Annotated in this window: 13 protein-coding genes; 8 read left to right on the top strand and 5 right to left on the bottom strand. The window is 59.3% G+C overall.

Annotated elements, in window-relative coordinates; all coding sequences use genetic code 11:
- Positions 1 to 121: 121 nt before the first annotated feature.
- The gene (locus tag ACWKV9_RS07725; protein WP_483835500.1) at positions 122 to 883 is read right to left on the bottom strand and encodes a substrate-binding periplasmic protein; all 762 of its coding nucleotides are present in this window, start codon (positions 881 to 883) and stop codon (positions 122 to 124) included.
- A 165-nt stretch (positions 884 to 1,048) separates the two neighbouring features.
- On the opposite strand from ACWKV9_RS07725, the gene dnaX reads away from it, so the two are divergent.
- The 5 genes from dnaX to ACWKV9_RS07750 all read left to right on the top strand — a co-directional run bounded on the left by dnaX (position 1,049) and on the right by ACWKV9_RS07750 (position 10,989).
- Positions 1,049 to 3,199 (top strand): DNA polymerase III subunit gamma/tau, encoded by a 2,151-nt coding sequence (dnaX, locus tag ACWKV9_RS07730; RefSeq protein ID WP_483835501.1) that lies wholly within the window; start codon positions 1,049 to 1,051, stop codon positions 3,197 to 3,199.
- Between the two features lie 67 nt (positions 3,200 to 3,266).
- Complete coding sequence (locus ACWKV9_RS07735) at positions 3,267 to 3,593, top strand: YbaB/EbfC family nucleoid-associated protein (protein ID WP_268800472.1); 327 nt, start codon at positions 3,267 to 3,269, stop codon at positions 3,591 to 3,593.
- A gap of 267 nt (positions 3,594 to 3,860) precedes the next feature.
- Positions 3,861 to 4,889 (top strand): NADP-dependent oxidoreductase, encoded by a 1,029-nt coding sequence (locus tag ACWKV9_RS07740; RefSeq protein WP_483835502.1) that lies wholly within the window; start codon positions 3,861 to 3,863, stop codon positions 4,887 to 4,889.
- A gap of 83 nt (positions 4,890 to 4,972) precedes the next feature.
- The gene (gene recR / locus ACWKV9_RS07745; protein WP_483835503.1) at positions 4,973 to 5,575 is read left to right on the top strand and encodes a recombination mediator RecR; all 603 of its coding nucleotides are present in this window, start codon (positions 4,973 to 4,975) and stop codon (positions 5,573 to 5,575) included.
- A 122-nt stretch (positions 5,576 to 5,697) separates the two neighbouring features.
- A complete protein-coding gene (locus ACWKV9_RS07750; protein ID WP_483835504.1) occupies positions 5,698 to 10,989 on the top strand; it encodes a dermonecrotic toxin domain-containing protein in 5,292 nt (1,763 codons plus the stop codon).
- Between the two features lie 51 nt (positions 10,990 to 11,040).
- On the opposite strand, the gene ACWKV9_RS07755 is transcribed toward ACWKV9_RS07750, so the two are convergent.
- From ACWKV9_RS07755 to ACWKV9_RS07770, 4 genes are all read right to left on the bottom strand, one after another.
- Positions 11,041 to 12,192, bottom strand: a complete 1,152-nt coding sequence (locus ACWKV9_RS07755) for an acyl-CoA dehydrogenase family protein (RefSeq protein WP_483835505.1) — start codon at positions 12,190 to 12,192, stop codon at positions 11,041 to 11,043.
- Positions 12,189 to 13,292, bottom strand: coding sequence for an enoyl-CoA hydratase/isomerase family protein (locus ACWKV9_RS07760; protein WP_483835506.1), 1,104 nt, complete (start codon positions 13,290 to 13,292; stop codon positions 12,189 to 12,191). The genes ACWKV9_RS07755 and ACWKV9_RS07760 overlap by 4 nt, the downstream gene beginning before the upstream one ends.
- Positions 13,293 to 13,933: 641 nt before the next feature.
- Positions 13,934 to 16,081 (bottom strand): ergothioneine biosynthesis protein EgtB, encoded by a 2,148-nt coding sequence (egtB, locus tag ACWKV9_RS07765; protein ID WP_483835507.1) that lies wholly within the window; start codon positions 16,079 to 16,081, stop codon positions 13,934 to 13,936.
- Between the two features lie 62 nt (positions 16,082 to 16,143).
- Positions 16,144 to 16,506 carry a DUF427 domain-containing protein gene (locus ACWKV9_RS07770; RefSeq protein ID WP_483835508.1) on the bottom strand — a complete coding sequence of 121 codons (363 nt, stop codon included), beginning with the start codon at positions 16,504 to 16,506 and terminating at the stop codon, positions 16,144 to 16,146.
- Positions 16,507 to 16,696: 190 nt separating this feature from the next.
- On the opposite strand from ACWKV9_RS07770, the gene ACWKV9_RS07775 reads away from it, so the two are divergent.
- From ACWKV9_RS07775 to ACWKV9_RS07785, 3 genes are all read left to right on the top strand, one after another.
- Positions 16,697 to 17,239, top strand: a complete 543-nt coding sequence (locus ACWKV9_RS07775) for a hypothetical protein (RefSeq protein WP_483835509.1) — start codon at positions 16,697 to 16,699, stop codon at positions 17,237 to 17,239.
- Between the two features lie 296 nt (positions 17,240 to 17,535).
- Entirely contained in the window at positions 17,536 to 19,212 is a 1,677-nt protein-coding gene (locus ACWKV9_RS07780) for an MFS transporter (protein WP_483835510.1), read from the top strand.
- A complete protein-coding gene (locus ACWKV9_RS07785) occupies positions 19,209 to 20,405 on the top strand; it encodes an HlyD family secretion protein (RefSeq protein ID WP_483835511.1) in 1,197 nt (398 codons plus the stop codon). Before ACWKV9_RS07780 ends, ACWKV9_RS07785 begins: the two co-directional genes overlap by 4 nt.
- Positions 20,406 to 20,483: the final 78 nt, after the last annotated feature.

Raw genomic sequence — 20,483 nt, forward strand, 5'->3', positions numbered from 1 at the left:
CTGGGCCGAAGTTGTTTCAAATGATTTCGACGCAGCCTAGCGAGGCAGTGTGACGGTCTTGCTACAGCGCAAGCACGCATCGCCACTGACGCATAAGCTCAGGATGGCGACGGGCGTGCGATCATTGCGGCTCGGCAGGGTTACCCGATTGCGTGTTGTAACGCTCGACGATGCGTTCGATTTCTCCGGACATCTTCATACGTAACAACGTGCGCATGATGCGCTGCGCCGGGACATCGGGGTCATTGCGCACCACGCAGCCAACGGGTTGTTCATCGATGGTCCACACGGCGGTCAGCTTGTCGGCGTCGAGTCTGCCGCGGTTGTACCAGTCCAGGGACCATTGCGTGTCTACCGCATACCGATAGCGATACGCTGCCAGCTTTTGCAAGACTTGCTCCTGCAGCCGTGCGTCTTCGCGTATCAGGTCACGGCGTTCGAAAAGAGGGTCAAGCGCCGGATACTCATAGCCCAGGACAGTTCCGATGTGGTCGCCCAGGATGTCGCTGGGCTGGACCGACGCCGAGTTCCAAGAGGTACTGATCAGAACGTTGCGCTGATTGAGCAGCGGCAGGCTCCAGGTGTAATCGCCCGACATGCCGGGCAACCAGGATTGCGCGGCATAACACAGCACATCGACCTCACCCCGATCCAGCGCCGCTTGCACGCGCAAGCGGGGATAGACGCGGTATTGAGGGGTCCGGTCAATCTGGTGCGACAGGCTTTGCATGATGTCGAACAAAATACCGGCGGTCGGGCCATCGCGGCCCACCTGCATCAGCGGCATCGACCAACTGTCTGCCACCGAAAACCGCAGCGACGGCCCAGCCGTCACGGCCGAAGCGTTCGTTAGCACTAAAGCACTCATTACCAACCGACGCATCCGGGACCCTCAAAGTGAGCAACGCTGTGCTGCGGGCCAGTGTAACGTTTGAACAACGGCATGAGCGTAGCCATATTAAAGCCATAACCCACGGACATCGGATGCAATTTTAGTGCTGCTCCGCTAGCATTGCGCTCTTCCGCTTCCCAGTCGCGACGGTTTTCGATGAGTTATCAGGTTCTTGCACGTAAATGGCGTCCGCGCTCGTTCCGCGAAATGGTCGGCCAGACCCATGTGCTCAAGGCCTTGATCAACGCGCTGGACAGCCAGCGCCTGCACCACGCCTATTTATTCACGGGAACCCGTGGCGTTGGCAAGACCACCATCGCGCGAATCATCGCCAAGTGCCTGAACTGTGAAACCGGCATCACTTCTACGCCATGTGGCGAGTGTTCGGTATGCCGCGAGATCGACGAAGGCCGCTTCGTCGACCTGATCGAGATCGACGCCGCGAGCCGGACCAAGGTCGAAGACACCCGCGAGCTGCTGGACAACGTGCAATACGCGCCCAGTCGTGGACGCTTCAAGGTCTACCTGATCGACGAAGTGCACATGCTTTCAAGCCACTCGTTCAATGCGCTGCTCAAGACCCTCGAAGAGCCGCCGCCGTACGTCAAATTCATTCTGGCCACCACCGATCCACAAAAGCTGCCGGCGACCATCCTGTCGCGCTGCCTGCAGTTCTCCCTGAAAAATATGACACCTGAACGCGTGGTCGAGCATTTGACCCATGTGCTGGGCGTTGAAAACGTACCGTTTGAAGATGACGCGCTGTGGCTGCTGGGCCGCGCCGCCGACGGCTCGATGCGCGATGCCATGAGTCTGACCGACCAGGCGATTGCCTTCGGCGAAGGCAAAGTCATGGCCGCCGACGTGCGCGCCATGCTGGGGACGCTGGATCACGGTCAGGTGTTCGACGTGCTGACGGCGCTGATCGACGGCGACGCGCGCAGTTTGCTCGAAGCGGTTCGGCACCTGGCCGAGCAGGGCCCGGACTGGAATGGCGTGCTCTCGGAAATTCTCAACGTGCTGCACCGCGTGGCCATCGCTCAGGCGCTACCCGAAGGGGTCGACAACGGCCATGGTGACCGCGATCGGGTGTTGGCACTGGCCCAGGCCTTGCCCGCCGAAGACGTTCAGTTCTATTACCAGATGGGCCTGATCGGACGACGCGATCTGCCATTGGCGCCGGACCCGCGAGGCGGCTTTGAAATGGTGCTGTTGCGGATGTTGGCGTTTCGTCCTGCCGACAACGATGACGCGCCCAGACAGTCACTAAAGTCAGTGGGGATCAGCCCGGCCACGGCTGATTCCCAAAAAACGGTGGCCGGTGCAGCGAACGTTGCCCCGGCGGTTGCCGCCGCTCCGGCCGTTATTGCCCCAGCCCTGATGCCTGCTCCGGCGGCTGTCGCGCAGCCCGTTCCTGTTGCCAAACCCGAGGTCGCGGCTGCGCCTGCCGAAGAAGTCGACCTGCCGTGGAACGAGCCGAAAATTGCCCAGCCGGTAAACGCCCCACCGGCCGAGTCCGATCAGGCGCCCGCCGATGAGGAAATCCCCGAGCCGGTGCTCGACACAGTGGCCGAGCAGCCAGACCTGACGCCGATGCCGACGCCAGCCCCTGCCAGCCCGGTCCCGGATGCACCGGAAGTGGAGTCGCCGGAGCAAACGCAAGCGGCTGCCGAGGTGGTCACCCCATCGATGCTGGAAACCGTGCCCGACGCGGTTGCCTATGTGCCAGCACCCATGGACCGCGACGACGAGCCGCCGCCGGACGACGACTATTACGAACCGGACGTGGACATTGATCCTGCGTCCTACGCGTATCTGGATGACCTGGCCCATGAGACCGTCGAAACCGTCGAGGCGGTGGAAGCTGAACCTGAATTGCTGCCTGCTTCCGCGCCGGCCACGGGTCTGGCGTTGGAATGGCTGGAGCTTTTTCCCAAGCTCCCGGTCTCGGGCATGACCGCCAGCATCGCCGCCAACTGCACATTGATTTCCATGGACGGCGACAACTGGCTGCTGCACCTGGACCCGGCCCATAGCGCCCTGTTCAACGCGACCCAGCAACGCCGTCTGAACGATGCGCTGAACCAATTTCATGAACGCACTCTCAATCTGAGTATCGAGCTGATCAAGCCCGAGCAGGAAACCCCGGCGCAGGCGGGGGCGCGTCGACGCGCTGACCGCCAGCGTCAGGCTGAGGAATCCATCCACGGTGATCCGTTCATCCAGCAGATGCTGCAACAGTTCGGTGCTGTGATCCGCGAGGATACAATCGCGCCTGTGGATGCTCCGGTAGCACAGACCCATTAATGACCGCGAGGCGCTAAGCTGTTTAGCGCCTCGTCAATGACCCGATCGACTTCTGAGGAGAACTCTCATGATGAAAGGTGGCATGGCTGGCCTGATGAAGCAGGCGCAGCAAATGCAGGAAAAAATGGCCAAGATGCAGGAAGAACTGGCCAACGCTGAAGTGACTGGCCAATCAGGTGCAGGCCTGGTGACCATCGTCATGACCGGCCGTCACGACGTCAAGCGCGTCAGCCTGGACGACAGCCTGATGCAGGAGGACAAGGAAATCCTTGAAGACCTGATCGCTGCCGCCGTCAACGACGCCGTGCGCAAGATCGACGCCGCCAGCCAGGAAAAAACTGCCAGCATGACCGCCGGCATGCAGCTGCCGCCAGGCATGAAGCTACCGTTCTGACACGGCGCTAAGTGCACCCGAATGCCAGGCCATGTGCCTGGCATTTTTTTGCCAGAATTTTGTTCTCTGTAGGAGCGAACTTGTTCGCGAGGCGTTGATTCTGGTTCGCTGCGGGCAGCGGTATCGCCAACAAGTTGGCTCCTACAGAATCTATCCGCTTTTGAATGAAGCATGTCATACGGATCGGCCCGATCCAACCGAACGCCTCCGGACCATCACGGTCTGCTCTTCATACCCCTTCAGTATTCATTCAGGAGTCGCATCCCGATGTCCCAGGAATTGGTCCTCAATCAACGTATCGTACTGGCCTCCCGGCCGCAGGGCGCGCCGACGCCGGAGAATTTCCGTCTCGAACGCGAAGCCTTGCCCGACTTGCAGGACGGTCAGGTGCAATTGCGCACTCTTTATCTGTCTCTGGACCCCTATATGCGCGGACGCATGAGCGACGCGCCGTCCTACGCGCCTCCGGTCGAGATCAATGGCGTGATGGAAGGCGGCGCGGTGAGCGTGGTCGAGCAATCGCGCAACCCAGACTTCAAAGAAGGTGATCTGGTGGTCGGGCAGACCGGCTGGCAAACCCACAGCGTGTCCGACGGCAAAAACCTCACGGCCATGCCCAAGGAATTGCCCAGCCCCTCCATGGCCGTTGGTGTGCTGGGCATGCCGGGCATCACTGGTTACATGGGCCTGATGCACATCGGTCAGCCCAAAGCCGGTGAAACCCTGGTCGTCGCAGCAGCATCCGGCGCTGTGGGTTCGGTGGTCGGGCAAATCGCCAAACTGCACGGGTTGCGGGTGGTCGGTATCGCAGGCGGTGTCGACAAATGCCGCTATGCGATGGACGAATTGGGCTTCGACGCCTGCGTCGATCACAAGAGTGAGCATTTCGCCGAGCAACTGGCCGAAGCCTGTCCGAGCGGTATCGACATCTATTTCGAGCTGGTAGGCGGGAAAGTGTTTGAAGCGGTTCTGCCGCTGCTCAATCAGCACGCGCGTATTCCCCTGTGCGGGCTGATCGCGCAGTACAACGCCACTAGCGCGCCCGACGGCCCGAATCATCTGCCATTGCTGATGCGCACCTTGCTGACCAAGCGCGCGCGGATTCAGGGATTCATCGTTTACGAAGAGTATTACGAGCGCATGGACGAATTCATGCAGGCCATGATTCCATTGGTCCGCGACGGCAAGGTCAAATTCCGTGAAGACGTGGTCGATGGGCTGGAAAATGCCCCGGACGCCTTTATCGGCATGCTCGAAGGTAAAAACTTCGGCAAGCTGGTGGTCAAGGTCTCATGACCCTCAATTGACGCTGACCAGAGGCGCGGGTATAAACCGCGTCTCGTTTTCTTGTCGGAGCTTTCCGTGATGAGCTTGGCCCAATGAGCTTCAGCCCCCTGATCCGCCAATTGATCGATGCACTGCGAACCTTGCCGGGCGTTGGTCAGAAGACCGCCCAGCGCATGGCATTGCAGATGCTGGAGCGCGACCGCAGCGGCGGCACGCGTCTGGCTCAGGCCCTGAGTCAGGCGATGGAGGGTGTAGGACATTGCCGTCAATGCCGCACGCTGACCGAGGATGACCTATGCCCACAGTGCTCCGATCCGCGTCGGGATGATTCTCTGTTGTGTGTGGTTGAAGGCCCGATGGACGTGTACGCGGTGGAGCAGACTGGCTATCGCGGTCGCTATTTCGTGCTCAAGGGGCATCTGTCGCCCCTGGACGGTCTGGGCCCCGAAGCCATTGGCATTCCCTTGTTGATGGCGCGGATAGAGGAGCAGGGCACCTTCACCGAGGTGATTCTCGCTACCAACCCCACAGTCGAAGGCGAAGCCACTGCGCACTACATTGCTCAGTTGTTGAGCAAAAAGGGCCTGATCGCTTCGCGCATTGCCCATGGCGTACCGTTGGGCGGCGAACTTGAGCTGGTCGACGGCGGCACGCTGGCTCACTCATTTGCAGGCCGCAAGCCTATCTCGCTGTAAATCTGCGCAATAAAAGCTTTCGCGAGCAATATGTAACTCATTGCCCGTGACGTTTCGTATTCAGTCCTTTTGATCCGTGCCTGTCCCTTTGTTCCGGGCACGATTTTCAAAAGGAACTGAATATGACTCCCCCGCTTACCCCCTATTTTGATTCTGAGCTGCTCAAATCTGTCTTCGCGACGGATCTAGGCGTCGCTGCGTCCTCGCGACGTATCAGCGAAGAGCAGCGCAGCTGGCTTCAAACCCTCGTCGATGCCTCCGATGGCCTGTCACAGACAGGTGCGCCGCGCGTAGATCGACTGCTCAGCCAGTCCAGCGAATTCGTCGGCAGCGAACTACCAGGTGCGTTGCTGATCAGCCACGAGGACAGCGAAGACCCCCAGGTTTATCTCTACACGCTGCTATACGGAATTGAGCCGTTCGATGACCGCAAGTCCCTCCTCGAATACCTGAAGGCGGGCATTGACTCCGCTGGACAGGCGTTGTCAGACCTTGAAGTCGAGCTGTTGGACGCCCCGGTATTCGAGTCCTGGATGGGCGCGATCGTCGACGTCCAGATCGACGCCGTGAACGCGTTCTCCCAGCAGATCGAGTCGCTGCCGACTTTGCGCAGCGCCATGACTGAGCTGCTGCAAAACAGTGTAGACCGCCCTTCACCTGAGATTCCCTTCGATATCAATTGGGTCCAGTTGCAGATTGCGCAGCAGAGCAACACTGCCGACAGTTCGACGGGCAGCGAGATCATCGGCACTTGCAGCCTGCTTGATGCCGCGCTCGACACCTACGTTGGCACGGCTTTGACGGCAGATCAGTCTTTTGTCTTTCTGGATGGCAACGGCCAGACGCTCGATGCCAACTGGTCCAAACCCTATCGTAAGATGCTCAGTGGACTCACCAGCGCTTTGACGGGATCGTTTGAGCGCACGTTGCAAACCTACTGGCGAGGCCACACGCTGTCTTTGCGCCGAGACAAAGCCGTATTGGCGCTCGCTGAGTCCATGCGTCAAGCCTTGCTGGACAACAGAGCCAACAGCAAGCTCACCCCCCGACAGTTTGCTGACCTGCGCGCGTTGTTGCCCGGCCGTGTGATTCACAATGATCTGGGAATCACTCGCATCAGCAAGCTGGCAGCCATGTTTCCCGGACAGGAACCGCTCAAGCTGGTGGGCCTGTTTACCGTCGAGTTCGTCGATCTGGATGACCAAAGCGTGTGGCTGTTCTCGGCTGAAACCGGCCTGCGTGGTTTCGACGACCGAAGTGCATTGCTTGCGCACATCAGTACCGCCGCGGGTCGCGAGTTCATGTTCAGGCATCTGTCATTCAATGACCATGTGCTGGCTACCTGGAGTGGCCCGCTCGACCTGGCCTACGAGCCGTACGACGCGCAAAAGGGCGACCTGGCGTCTCATCTTGTCGACGGCATCATCGGCTTTCAGCAACGCAACCTGAAATTCGTCCTCGCCCGCCACTACCGTGACCACCACGAAGCACAGGTGATGGTCGATGATGCGCTGGACGTTCGACGATTGCTGGATTCGCGCCTGCACGCGCGTAACGACAGCGGCCGTTGGCGGCAGATCCCGCGTTCATTCGTACCTGAAGCGAAGGCGGCAGACGCTGTCGGTGAGTCGTCCATCGTCGCGCCAACCCTCGCCACTGGCGTGCAGGTAGCCAGCGCGGCAGTGACTTCGCTCCATACGACCAATACGCAAGAAGACACGTGGGTGTCGCAGTTACAGGCGCTGGATGCTGAGCTGCTGCACGTGCGCACGAGTCGCCCCGGGATTGAAGCGTGCGCTCGTCGGGTGCTGAATACACAACTGTGTGTGCTGGCTGACGGGCGATTTGATGCTCGGGATGTGCAACTGCGCCTGCCTGTTGATAAGGCCGATGAGCCAGCGGAGACGATCAGCCTGGTGAGTTGGCTGCTGGAGCGTGTATCAGGGGCGCGCGTGGTGGATCTGCCGAAGGGGACGCAGGTATTCGTGCCCTCCCAGGTATGGGTATCCGGCTACTTTACCGCGTCGATGCAGCGCCTGACCCTCAACCGGTTGATCAAACGCGCCCACGCGCTGTTTCCGGCCAGTTACCTCAAACAGATTCGCGAATCTCACGTGTGCGTGGTGCGTGAAGGCGACCGTCAGACCGATCTGCGGCAGCTGAGTTGTGACATCCGCACGCGGCAGTTGCGCCTGCAACTGGCAATGGAAAAGTATCGTAGGAGACTCGATTCCGGTGTTCTCGACATGCTGCAACAGCTGCTGGACCGGCCAGCTCAATCGGTGCGCTCGGCGTTGGGTAATCGGCAAGTCCACGTGTCGAGCCTGAGCATCGAGTACGACTCCACGCAGGCGGCCGTTGCGCTAAGCAATGCGTTTGTGTTCCATCGCCCTGCGGACGCTGACGGACCGTTGGTGTTTTGGTCAGCGATCAAGGGGCTACGGATTTACAGCTCATTGAAAGAGATGACGCACTACCTCAACCGTTGGCTGCGCAAGCAGGACGAAAGCGTGCGCTGGCAGAGCCTGCTGTCAGAGGAGGATGCGCTACGGATTAATACGTGGTTACAGCAGCCAGCTTCGCCGGATATCCGATTGCAGACACAACCTATCACGGAGCCTTTCATCCAGGTCCTGCAGGGCGGCGAGGACCATCGGCAGTACAAGGCCATTGAGGCAGCCTATTTTTTCGCCATGCGTCGAAAGCTCGACAGCAAAGCCTTTGTGGCACTCTCCCGAGACGCCGAGGCGCAGAACGTTACAGCCGCAACGCTGGACGCCTTTACCCTCAGCCTGGAATCACTGCTGCTCAGTGCCACGCTGCCCACTTGGCTGAGCAGCGCCTCCAATTTCGACCTGGCGACGTATTGCGAACTCCTGAGGCTGTATTTCAAGGTCGAAAGCCAGGGCCGGGACTTTTTGTTTGGTATCCCCAAGCTCAAGGAGTTTGCCAAAGACAAGCTGGTCAGCCAGTTAGCGGCGGACTTCCCCGGACAGTGGATTGAACCGGACACCGTTCTGGTCAAGCATTTTCGTTATTTGACGCCGGGCGTCGTGGGCACCAATAGCCCGCTGGGCGTTCCCGCAGCGACTGAAACCTACGAAGAAACACTGACCGATTTTGTGCTCAACCATTTGGGCGCCGACAAGGGCTTTTCGCTCTCGGTCTCAACCACTGATCCGCTCAATGTTATCGATGTGCTGACGCCGCCGTACCTGAGCGCGCTGGCCCGCAAGCTCGATGTGGGTGGCAATTTCCAGAAGCTGCTGGAAGAAAAGCTGAGCGTTCACTCACCGGATTACGCCGACCGGTTTGAACGATTTTGCTGGCAGTTTCCGGTGCAAATGCTTGAAATGGCGTTCGAGCAGAAACTCGAGGGCGTAATCAGCGAACGGGCCTGGTGGTATATCCAGCAAGTCATCGAAATGCCAGACGCGCTGGCACGCCAGCCAGTCGATGGCGTGGCCGTTGCGCTTCGGCCATTCGCGTTGATCGCAGCGCCTGGCATGCAAGCTGATGTGGCGATCGGAATGTATCTGTTTGGCGCCGATGACCCCGAGCAAGGTCCGTTGGTCTTGCATGCCATTTTTCACGATGATTTCTGCTTCAAGGAATACGCCAACGAAGCTGCATTGATGAAGGATCTGCACCACAATACCAGCCTGCAAAAGCTGGTTTTACAGCGCCTGAGCCCCCAAGCCCGAGCGCGATACGATTTTGGTGGCTTCGGCGGAGCCCATTTACCTACCGGCCTCGTCCCGCCTCTGGAGTTGCCGGCGAGCGTCCCATTGCCCCCAACGCTCGGCAGCGAGTCAGTCATGGGCAACGCCGTCCTGTTCTTCTTTGAGGACACGCTGCGTGCAATGAAGAACCTGGCGCAAAATCAGACGGTGACCACCGCACAATCCGATTGGGCTTCCTTTACCTACCTGTTGACCCTGACAGGCGAGCAGGTGCTGACCTTCCTTCCCGGCAAGCTCGGCATGCTGGTGTCCGCGTGGCAGAGCCAGTCGTGGTTCAAGTCGTCTTTCACCTCGGCAACGACCGAACGCTGGGGCAAGGCCATTTCGGAATTTGGTGCAGGGTTGGCGATGCTGCTGTCCCAGCGCACCGCCCGTGAAGAAGAGCGGGAGGTTATGGCGCTTGAGGAGATCACAGAAGAGGCTTCGCGAGAGTTGCCTGCAACCGATACCGCGCCGGCACCCAATTTTTCATGGGGCAACGGCCAACTGTCAGCTGACCTGAAGGCGCGCTTACGCGCTTTTGAAGTCAACGACATCGAGTTGCAGGTGTTGCGAAAGGATCCGTTGCTCAATCTGTATCTGGGCAACACCGCGGACAAGCGTTATGCCTCGATAGGCGGCAAGGTGTTTCAGGTTCAGCAGGTCGAGGGCACCTGGCGGGTGGTTGGCCGCCACACCCGGGCCAGCGGCCCACCTTTGCGCCTGAACCCACAGCAGCACTGGGAACTGGACCTCAACTGGGGACTATTGGGTGGCGGTGCGGCCTATACCCGCATGAAAGCGTCGGCGGCTGACGCCAATGTGGCTGAGGTGTTTATCACCCAGGCGCGGGGTATGACGGAGATTCGTGCGACGAATCGCGACTATGCGCGACGCATCGGACAAGCCCATCTACAGGCCAAGCGCTACCTGGAAAACGTGCTGGATAATCTGAAATTCCCGGACACCGACGCGGCTCTGGATACCCGTACGGAGACGCTCATCAAGGATTTCTTCGGGGTGACCACGATCAGCCCAGCGCTGCGCCTGTCATTGCAGTCCTCGGCCAAGACCCTGTTCGACGAGGTGGTCGACTATTCCCTGGCTCCATGGTCGTCTCCACGGTTTGTGGTGGGCATCAATAAGCCTGGCTATGAGCAAACGCTGGGGATGACGGTAAAGGCGGACCCTGAGCGGCGCATTTTTTTAACCGAGCGATTCTTCCGCACGCCGGGATTTGCGCTGGCTGATGCGGCGCATACCGGGGGGTTCGACGCCGGGGCTCATCATCGGGCGACCATCCTGATCCACGAGATCTCGCATCTGGCACTCAATACTCTTGATATCGCGTATGTCGAATCCCCGGCACCGTTCATTGATCTGTTACGAGACTCCAACTTGAACGGGGCCTTGATCAAGGCGGGTGTCAGCGACATACAGCAGAGATATCTGTCTCACCGAACGCCCAGGCACCGGCTGTTTCAAATGCTTAAGGGAGGGGTCTGGACCGATTTGGACGAAGGTGACGGCGAGCCTTATCAGACTATTCTGGACCTCACCGACACCGTGGATCTGGATGAGGCCCGAGGGGTATTTCTTGACCATGAGCAGGTCCGTTGGACCCTCATGATGAAAAACGCCGATTCAGTCGCGCTGTTGATGACGTTACTCGGACGTATGCCTTTCAGTTGATCGGGGCCTGGAGCGGGCGTGCGCGTTCAGGCGCAGGCCGCTCCGGCATGCTCAAAGACTGTAGTGGCGCAGTTCCCGGGCGATCAGCAGGCGCTGGATCTCACTGGAGCCTTCGTAAATCTGCGTGATCCGCGCGTCCCGGTAGTAACGCTCCACCGGGTAATCCTCCAGATAGCCGTAACCGCCGTGGATTTGCACGGCTTTGGAGCACACCCATTCGGCCATTTCCGAGGCGAACAGTTTGGCCTGTGAGGCCTCGGACAAGCAGGGTTTGCCTGCCGTGCGCAAACGGGCGGCGTGCAGGATCAACAGGCGTGTGGCGTTGATGCGCGTGTGCATGTCGGCCAGCATATTGGAGACGCTCTGGTGTTCGATGATCGGCTTGTCGAACTGCACCCGCTCACGAGCGTAAACCAGCGCTGCGTCAAAGGCCGCGCGGGCGATGCCCAGGGCTTGCGCGGCAATGCCGATGCGTCCGCCTTCAAGGTTGGACAAGGCAATCGACAACCCTTTGCCGCGCTCACCCAAAAGGCTGCCGGCGGGTACGCGGCAATTGGTCAGGGTCACGGCGCAGGTGTCCGAGGCGCGAATGCCCATCTTGTGTTCCATGCGATCAACCGTGAAACCGGGGTTATCGGTGGGGACCAAAAACGCTGAAATGCCCTTCTTGCCCAGGTCCGGATCGGTCACCGCGAACACGATGGCCAACTGGGCGCGTTTGCCGTTGCTGACAAACTGTTTGGCGCCGTTGATCACCCATTCGCCGTCTTGCAGTTCGGCGCGGGTACGCAGGTTATGCGCCTCGGAACCGGCCTGCGGCTCGGTCAGGCAAAAACAGCCGATCGCCTTGCCGCTGGCAAGTTTTTCAAGCCATGTCTGCTTTTGCTCGTCGCTGCCGTAATTGAGCACCGGGCCGCAGCCCACTGAACTGTGCACGCTCATCAGCGTGCCGGTTGCTGCGTCGCCTGCGGAAATCTCCTCCACGGCGAGGGCGTAGGCGACGTAATCGATGTAAGTGCCGCCCCATTCTTCGGGCACGATCATGCCCAGCAGCCCCAGATCAGCCATCTTGCCGACCACTTCGTCGTCGATCCAGCCAGCCTTTTCCCAGGCTTGCGCGTGGGGGGCGATTTCGTTTTTGGCGAAGTCACGCGCCATGTCGCGAATCATGACTTGTTCTTCGGTCAGTTCCAGATCGTTCATGTCAGGGCCTCTTGACCGCTGAAGAAACTGGCGACGTGCTGAGCGTCGAGCGCGCTGACGTGAGCCGGGTTCCAGTGCGGTTTCTTGTCTTTGTCGATAATCAGCGCGCGAACGCCTTCTATCAGGTCGCCGCGCTCAAACCATTGCTGGTCCAAGTGCAGCTCCAGGGCGAAGCACGCTTGCAGTGGCAGATGCCGCCCACGGCGGAGCATTTCCAGGGTGACGGCCATCGCCAAGGGAGAGCGAGTCTCCATGATGTCGGCGGTGCAGAGGGCCCAATGGTGGGTGTCGAACAGTGTCACGGCACGTAGTTGTTCGATGATGCTGGCGATGTCCGGCAATCCAAAGAAATGATCGATCGTCGGTCGCAGGACCGCCAGTCCTGGGTCGGGCAATTGCTGACTGCCGATGCTTGCCAGCACCCCTTGCAAATCCTTGAGCGGGTTGGTTTGCCAGATGAGAGCGTCCAGCTGTTTGTCCAGCCGGGCCAGGTCCTGACTGCGCAGGTACCAGTCCGCCAGACCGCAGTACAGCGCGTCCGCCGCCTGAATCTGCACCCCGGTCACGCCCAGGTACACCCCGAGCTCTCCCGGCAGCCGTGGCAAAAAGTAGCTGGCGCCGACATCCGGAAAATAGCCGATGGCAACTTCCGGCATCCCCAGCCGCGTGCGCTCGGTGACGACCCGCAAATCCACCGCCTGCGCCAGACCCATGCCGCCGCCGAGTACCAGACCGTCCATCAGGACCATTACCGGCTTGCGGTAGTGATGCAGGGCCAGAATCAGGGCGTACTCCTCTTCAAAGAAGTCCTGATGCAAGGTGCCGTGGTTGTTGAAACTGTCGTAAAGCGCGCGAATATCGCCGCCCGCGCAGAAGGCTTTTTCCCCCGTGCCGCGCAGTACGACAGCATAGATCTGATCATCCTGCGCCCAGGCATCGAGTTGCGCGTGAAGGCAACGGACCATGTCCAGATCGATGACATTCAATGCGTTTGGACGGTTGAGGGTGAGATGGCCGATATGATTGCGAACTTCGGCCAGTACGTAATCGTGGGTGGATCGTGCAGTGGCAGGCTGGGCCGGTACTACCTGTGCCGTCATCACGGACTCCCTGTTGTTGTTCTGTTTTTATTCTGATGGGACATTGCAACGCTCGGTAATGTCTTGAGAAATCGCTGGGTCTTGAAGCGAGGCTTGCTCGCAAAGAGGGTAGTGCATTCGCAGAGCTGTGCTGGATGCTAACAGCGCAGATTTGCAAATGACAACGAACAATCCTGCAACGGGGCTGGGCATAAATGCATCAGGCCAGGGGGGCGGTCTGAACAGTCGCGGTGAAACATTCACGACCGGTTCCCGGCCGATCGCCTGCAAGCAGGGCTCCTACGCCCTTCGGGCAGAAGCAAGAGCACGATACCGCGACCAAGGGCGTAACGCGCATGCCATTGCTTCTGGCCGGAGGCCGCAGGAGTCTGGCTTGCCGACGATCTGGCGCGAAGCGGCAGTTAGCCCTGCAAATGCGGTCGGTCTGAACAGTCGCGGTGAAACATTCACGACCGGTTCCCGGCCGATCGCCTGCAAGCAGGGCTCCTACGCCCTTCGGGCAGAAGCAAGAGCCGGGATTCGGCGCGATGTGGAACGGGTGACACATCCTGTAGGAGCCAACTTGTTGGCGAGGCGACCTTGAGGGATATCCCCAAATTGCCGTCTCGCGAACAAGTTCGCTCCTACAGATCGTTGACCGGTTACGCCTGCAGACTGAACAACGCCACTTCCGGAGACTCGCTGATCCAGTGTTCACTCACCGTCCAGCCAGCGCGGGCGGCGAGGGCGGTAAAGGACTCTACGGTAAATTTGTGTGAGTTCTCGGTGTGCAGCCGTTCCCCAGCTGCGAAGTGGAAACTGTGGCCCGCCACTTTCACCACCTGCTCCACTTGGCTGACCAGATGCATTTCCATGCACGCCTGCTCTGCATTCCAGACCGCCAGATGCTCGAAGGCATGGACGTTGAAATTCCCCATCAGTTCGCGATTGATACGCGTCAGCAGATTTTTATTGAAGCGCGCGGTCACGCCTTCGGCATCGTCATAAGCAGCCACCAGCGTGGCGGCGTCCTTGACCAGGTCCACGCCAACAATGAAATGCGCGTTCGTGCCCAGCACATCATGGGCGGCATGGAGGAAATCAACCGCCTGATCGTGGGTGAAGTTACCGATCGTCGATCCGGGGAAAAAGCCCACGCGGGTATGCCCGTTAGCTTCTTGAGGGAGCGTCAGCACACGGGTGAAGTCGTCGACTTGGGGCGCGACGATCAGCTGCGGATAGCGCTGACGCAATGCCAATGCTGCTTTATTAAGCGCCGTGGCGCTGATGTCGATGGGCACGTACACCGCGATATGCGGCGCCGCATCCAGTACCAGACGGGTCTTTTCACTCGCGCCGCTGCCAAATTCAATCAAAGCGGCACCCTGTGGAATCGAGGCGGCGATCTGCGCGGCGGTGTTTTTCAACAGACCGGTTTCTGCGCGAGTCGGGTAGTACTCGGCGGTTTCACAAATGGCTTCGAACAGGTCTGAACCGTTGGCATCGTAGAAATACTTTGGCGACAGATTCTTGGTCGGTGCCGACAGGCCAGCGATCACGTCGCGGGCAAATTCGCTGTCATTGGGGTTGACCACTCCAGGCTGACGACTGTCCCGGGCCAGACGCAACCCGGACACCATCCAGCGTTTATCCGCGTGGAAAAAATTGCGGTACGTCACCCGGCAATGATCCGGTGACGTCACGCTGGCGCCGCCACGCAGCACCATTTGGTTGACCATGAATTTGCCATTGTACTCACCAACCGCGCCCATCGACGGCTTGAAGCCGGGATAAGCACTGTAAGCGCTCTGCGTCCACTGCCAGGCCACATCGTCCACTTGCTCCAGCAACCCGGCGCGAGCGGCTGCTTCCCACTCAGCCTCTGTGGGCAGGCGAGCGTCGGCCCAATTGGCGAACGCCGCGGCTTCGTAATAACTGATGTGCGTGACCGGCGCGGCGGGGTCGATGTCTTCGAGCCCGCGCAGGGTCATGCGTTTGAAGCCGTTGTCGTCGTGCTGCCAGTACAGCGGCGAATTCCAGCCGTTCTCCTGGATCAGCGTCCAGCCTTCGGACAGCCACAGCGCTGCGGTGTGATAGCCGCCGTCTGCAATGAAGCTCATCCATTCGCCATTGGTAACCAGCCGATCACTGATTTCAAACGGTTGCAGGTACGTGGTGTGGCGGGGTCCTTCGTTGTCGAAGGCGAACTTGGCGCTGCCATGGCCCATTTGCGTCAGGCCGCCCGCCAATGGCTTGAACTGACCACGACGGCCCGGAGCGTCCGCAGGCCAATGCACATCATAGGCTGGTTTGAGCGACGACAGGCTGAGCAGATGAAGAATGTCCATCAGCAGCAATTCCTGATGCTGTTCTTCATGGGCCAGGCCCAGTTCGATCAGGCTCGCCAGCTCGCTGGATACGCCGGCCATCAGCAGATTAGCCATGTGCTCATCGACATGCTTGCGATAGGCCAGGACTTGATCCACACCAGGGCGCGTCATCAAACCGCGCTGTGGGCGAGGGTGACGTGGGCCGACGGCTTCGTAATAAGAGTTGAACAGGTAATTGAACGCCGGATCGAACGGCGCGTAATCAGCCAGGTTCGGGGTCAGCAAAAAGGTTTCGAAGAACCAGGTGGTGTGAGCAATGTGCCATTTGGCCGGGCTCGCGTCGGGCATCGACTGGACGACCATGTCCTCGGGGCTGAGTGGCGCGACGAGACGCTCAGTGCGACTTCGCACGCTTTGATAGCGTGCGCAAAGGTCGTTGCTGGCGGGTGCATCGCGTAGCTCGCGTGAATGGCGCGTCATCGGTCTTTCTCCGGGCCTGCTTTGTGTGTGAACCCCAGTGCGCACTTACTGCCATGCCGTGTTCAATCGACGGAAATCGCCACCTTGTCAGGGTAAAAGGCGACGTGGCCTTCGATGTCCTTCACGGCGGGATAGACGTGTTCGTAAGTCCAGACTGCGTTTTCAGCGGTTTTGGCGCCTGCTTTTAGGCTGAAATAGCTGGCGTCGCCTTTGTAGGGGCAATGGCTTTGATGCACGGTCTTTTCGTAATGTTCAATCGAAATATCCGAACGGGGTATGTATATAACCGCCGGGTATCTAGCCTCTCTCAGCTCTAGTGCCTTACTGCTCCTGGCAACCAGCATATCGTTGAAATGCACGCTTACCGTGCCCGAAAGCGGGGCAATGGTGATGGGATGATCAGGACCTGGGATCTTCATGGACATGAATCCTCGTGGTGAGAAAGGGCGAATCGACAAGTAAAGACTATTGACTCCTGCCTGTCCGGTGCTGCCGACGGAGTGTGTGGGTGATGTCATAAAAACCAGAAACGTCCGACACCGTTTACGTTGGTGATGTCACGGGCTTGTGCAAATATCCCCGGCCGCATTGCCAGCCAAACAGCACGGACCGCTTATGTCTTTTTTTGACGTTCTGATCGTGGATGATCAGATTATTGCCCTGGACCACCTCAATCCTTTCATACTCCCGATCGACAGCAAGCTAGCGGGCAGGGCGCTGAAAATAGGCGTGCGATTCAGCAATCATTGTTTCACTCGCGGGTACGATCCCGCCTTCCATCCGACCGGGCACCCGATTCTCATGGACGCCGGGCGGCGAGCGCGTAGCTATTGCCCGATCCGTTACCGTCTATCTCTGGGCCTGCGTGAGCTGATTTCCGGTTTCGTCGATTTGCGCACTAAGGTAAGCCAGACTGCCCACAGACGAAACTGGGTCTATTCGATGACGATCAACGACCCACAGGGTCCTTATCACGTGTTTTTTGAGCTGCGCCGCACTCCGGTTGCCGATCGGCAGCGCTGGGATCTCAACATGGTGGTTGAGAGCGCATATCCTGAGAGCCCCCTGCGGGCTTCTCCAAACATTCTTGGCAAGATTTCATTCGTGCTGCTCTGCGCGAAGGTCTTTACCGGCAAACCGGTCTCAACCAAACGCTGAAACGAAAAAAGGTGCCATCAGGCACCTTTTTCGTATTGGGTAAAGCTATCCGGACACCGCTTGGCTTGCGCCTTGGATCACCTTGCGTGATCACTGGATTTCTCCAGCCAGGAAGCGCTCGATCTCATCCGGTCAGTCGCTTCGTTCGCGCATTATATCTATGGTCAAGCAATAGGCAAGCTGTGAACAAGTCTCGCCAACTGTCCTGCGCCGTTCTGCGAAACCGCTATATGTATAGATTGTGAGTATTATCCTCCCGCGAACGGTCTCAGGAACGAATTCATCAGGTCTGCTCAATGAACGATAAGTACAAGCCCCATGACTGGGCGCCCCACGAGCGACCGACGATACCGGGGTCTCCTTCGACTCCGTTGCACTCCACGCCCAAGCGGGTGGCGTTTGCGCTGGTGGGGATCATCGTTGCCCTGACCGGCGGCCTGGGCAATGCACTGGTGGTGGCCAACCTGCCTTATCTGCAGGGCCCGCTGGGCGCAACGCAGGCGGAGATCGCCTGGCTGCCAGCGGCGTATGTCATGACTAACGTGTCGATGAACCTGTTGCTGGTGAAGTTTCGGCAGCAGTTCGGTTTGCGTGCGTTCACCGAAGTGTTTCTGGTGCTGTACGCCCTGGTCACGTTCGCGCATCTCTTCGTCAATGATTTGAATTCAGCCATCGCGGTGCGCGCCGCCCACGGCATGGTCGGCGCTGCCCTGAGTTCGCTTGGCCTGTATTACATGATTCAGGCCTTCCCGCAGAAGTGGCGGATGAAAGCCCTGGTGTTGGGGTTGGGCACTGCGCAACTGGCGATACCGCTCGCCAGGCTGGTATCCGAAGATTTGTTGCAAATCGCAGAATGGCGCGGGTTGTATCTGTTCGAGCTGGGCATGTGCCTGTTGTCGCTGGGTTGCGTCCTGACACTCAAATTACCCCCCGGCGACCGATTCAAAGCTTTTGAACCGCTGGATTTTCTGACCTTTGCCTTGCTGGCGACAGGGTTTGCATTGCTGTGTGCAGCGCTGTCCCTGGGGCGTATCGAATGGTGGTTCGAAGAGCCCTGGATCGGCATGGCGCTGGCCGGCTCCATCGTGTTGATCCTCGCGGGCCTGGCGATTGAGCATAATCGCCAGCGCCCTTTGCTGATCACTCGCTGGTTGGGCAGCGGCCGGATACTACGGCTGGCGTTGGGTGTGATCCTGTCGCGTATCGTGCTTTCGGAACAGGCCACCGGCGCAGTAGGCTTTCTGCAAAATCTCAACATGGGCAGCGAGCAACTGCACACGCTGTATTTCTTTATGTTGATGGGCAGTCTGGCGGGCTTGGTAGTCAGCGCGCTGACGATTAACCCTCAGCATTTGTTACTGCCGCTGATCATTGCACTGGCGCTCATGGCCACCGGTTCTTTGATGGACAGCTTCTCCACCAGCCTGACGCGTCAGTCCAACATGTACCTGAGCCAGTTTTTGCTGGCGTTTGGCGGTACGTTTTTCCTCGGGCCGACGCTGATCCTCGGCATCAGCGGGGTGATCAGCAACCCGCGCAACATGGTCAGCTTTTCGGTGCTGTTCGGGATCACCCAAAATGTTGGCGGCTTGATCGGCTCGTCACTGTTGGGCACTTTTCAAGTGGTGCGGGAGAAATTTCACTCCGGCCATATCAACGAGCATTTGTCGCTGATCAACCCGCTGATGCAATCGCGTCTGCAAAGCGCCAGTGGCAGTTACGCCTCAGCGCTGGCCGATCCTTCGGCGCAGACCAGCCAGGGTATTCGCTCGCTGGCGGCCATCGCTTCCCGTGAGGCCAATGTCCTGGCTTACAACGACGTGTTCATGCTGATTGCCGTGATCGCCATTTTGACCATGATCTGGATCAGCACCCGCGCGGTCTGGATGTGGATGACCACCGAACCCGTGGCACCGTTTACCCCAAGCACACCGACACCTCCTGCTCAATCCATTGGCGCTAACCCTTCATGACAGAACCGACAACGCCGCCGTCCGGCAACGCTGAAACGTCCACCCAGCAAGCATCTCAAGGCCCGGCACCGGCGCCCGCGGCGATGCCTTCTACCAACAAGCCGCGTTCGGCCCGGGTGCGGCTGGTGTCGTCGATCCTGTTTGGTGGCATCGCCCTGGCAGGGGTGCTCATCGTTCTGTATGCCTGGCAACTGCCGCCGTTCAGCAGCCCCATCGAGAGCACTGAAAACGCCTTGGTGCGCGGGCAAACCACGCTGATCGGGCCGCAACTGAGCGGTTATGTGTATGAAGTGCCGGTGCAGGATTTCCAGTGGGTCAAGCAGGGCGATTTGCTGGTGCGTATCGACGACCGCATTTACAAGCAACATCTGGATCAGGGATTAGCGCAGTTGGGCGTTCAGCAGGCGGCGCTGGCCAATAATCTGCAACAACGGCGCAGTGCCGAAGCAACGATCCTCCAGCGTCAGGCGGCGGTTGAAAGTGCTATCGCCCAAGGTCTGAAAGCGGCGGCCGACTTGAAACGCAACAGCGCCCTGGTCAGCGACGGCTCAGTGTCCAAAAGCGAGCTGGACGTGACCCGCGCCGCCGATGCCCAAGCCAAGGCGGCAGTGGCCGAGGCCAAGGCGACGCTGGAAATTGCCCGCCAGGACCTGCAAACCGTGATCGTCAATCGCGGGTCGCTTGAGGCATCGGTGGAGAACGCCAAGGCGACCATCGAGCTGGCGCGCATCGATTTGAGCAACACCCGCATCACAGCGCCCCGTGACGGACAGTTGGGGCAGATCGGCGTGCGGTTGGGGGCATACGTCAATTCCGGCGCGCAACTGATGGCGTTGGTGCCGCGTCCGCGCTGGATCATCGCCAACATGAAAGAAACACAGATGGCCAACGTGCGTCTGGGCCAACCGGTTACCTTCACGGTGGATGCGCTGGAGCATTTCAAGATGCACGGTCGGGTGCAGCGGATCTCACCAGCAGCAGGCTCTGAATTCAGCCTGTTGCCCGCAGACAATGCCACCGGCAACTTCGTGAAAATTGCCCAGCGCATCCCGGTGCGGATTACGGTTGATGGTGATCAACCCGAGGTTGATCGCCTGCGACCGGGGATGTCGGTGGTGGTCAGCATCGACACCAGCCAGGACGGCGACGTGCCGCCGGACCCGGTGGATGGGACGATCGATCCGGTGCGGTAATGTTGCGGCAGACATCGTTTCTGTAGGAGCGAATTTATTCGCGAGAGGCCTTAAACCGGTGCCAGCCTTGACGGCCGC

The organism is Pseudomonas corni (genome assembly GCF_057128765.1).